The sequence below is a fragment of the Nonomuraea sp. NPDC049141 genome (genome assembly GCF_040648415.1).
GTDB lineage: Bacteria > Actinomycetota > Actinomycetes > Streptosporangiales > Streptosporangiaceae > Nonomuraea.
In genome coordinates this window covers 1-1152 of the sequence record NZ_JBEZDR010000265.1, presented here as the reverse complement: position 1 = coordinate 1152, position 1152 = coordinate 1, and the positions used below count along the sequence as shown (strand labels likewise).

Below are 1152 nucleotides of genomic sequence, written 5' to 3'. Positions count from 1 at the left end.
GCGGCCGCCTTCTCCAGCTTCTTCTTCGCCGCGGCCAGGTCACGCAGCTCCAGGCCGAGCGAGGCCCGCCCGCTGCCGGCCCGCTGCCGGTTCTACCCGTCGTGCAGTGCCTACGCCCTGGAGGCGGTGGCGGTGCACGGCGCGATCCGGGGAGCGGGCCTGACGGCCCGGCGGTTGTTGCGCTGCCACCCCTTCCACCCAGGTGGACACGACCCGGTGCCGGAGCCGGGCGGCCGCCGCCGTGCCGATGTGACTGGAGCCTGAGAATTGAGTCTCGACTGGATCTACTACGCGATTTCGTGGATCCTGCTGGCCTGGCATGGGGCCTGGGACGCCATCGGGGTGCCGGACGCGGCCGTGATCGGCACCAACTGGGCCTGGATCCTCGCCATCGTCTTCCTGGTGGTCACCGTCCGGGTGATCCTCTTCCCCGTCTTCGTCAAGCAGATCAAGTCGCAGCGGGCGATGCAGGCCCTCCAGCCGCAGGTCAAGGCGCTGCAGGAGAAGCACAAGGGTGACCGGGAGACGCTCCAGAAGGAGATGATGGAGCTCTATCGGAAGGAAAAGGCCAACCCGCTCATGGGCTGCCTTCCGATGTTCCTCCAGATCCCCGTCTTCCTGGGCCTCTTCCACGTGCTCCGCCGCCTCAACCCGGACAAGAGCGAGGCCGGCAAGACCCTCTACGGCTGGACGCTCGGCCAGTTCGAGAGCGCCTCGGCGGCGAAGCTCTTCACCGCCCCGATCGCCGGCAAGTTCGGCTCCACCGCCGAGGAACTGGCCCGGCTCGGCGCCAACGGCACCACCGTGAAGATCATCGCCGGCATCCTCGTCCTGGTGATGATGGGCACCACCTACCTCACCAGCCGCCAGATGATCCTCAAGACCGGCTGGGCCGAGGACCCGCAGCAGCGGATGATCCAGAAGCTGATGCTCTACGGCATCCCGCTGTCGCTGCTCATCTCCGGCGCCATCTTCCCCATCGGTGTGATCATCTACTGGGTCACGAACAACCTCTTCACCCTGGCGCAGCAGCAGTGGGTGCTGCGGAAGTTCCCGCCGCCGCCCACCGCCACCAGCAAGCCGGGCACCTCGACCCGCAACCCGGTGCAGCCGGCGAAGACGGGCGGCCTTGGCGCGGCCGAGCAGGCCGCC

The 1152-nt window shown here is 68.2% G+C and carries 2 protein-coding genes; both read left to right on the top strand.

Annotated features, from left to right (window positions below):
* Positions 1-264: membrane protein insertion efficiency factor YidD (yidD, locus tag AB0B91_RS66365; protein ID WP_358343327.1), on the top strand; the 264-nt coding region annotated here is incomplete at its 5' end.
* 3 nt (positions 265-267) lie between these two features.
* Positions 268-1152: membrane protein insertase YidC (gene yidC / locus AB0B91_RS66360; protein WP_358343325.1), on the top strand; the 885-nt coding region annotated here is incomplete at its 3' end.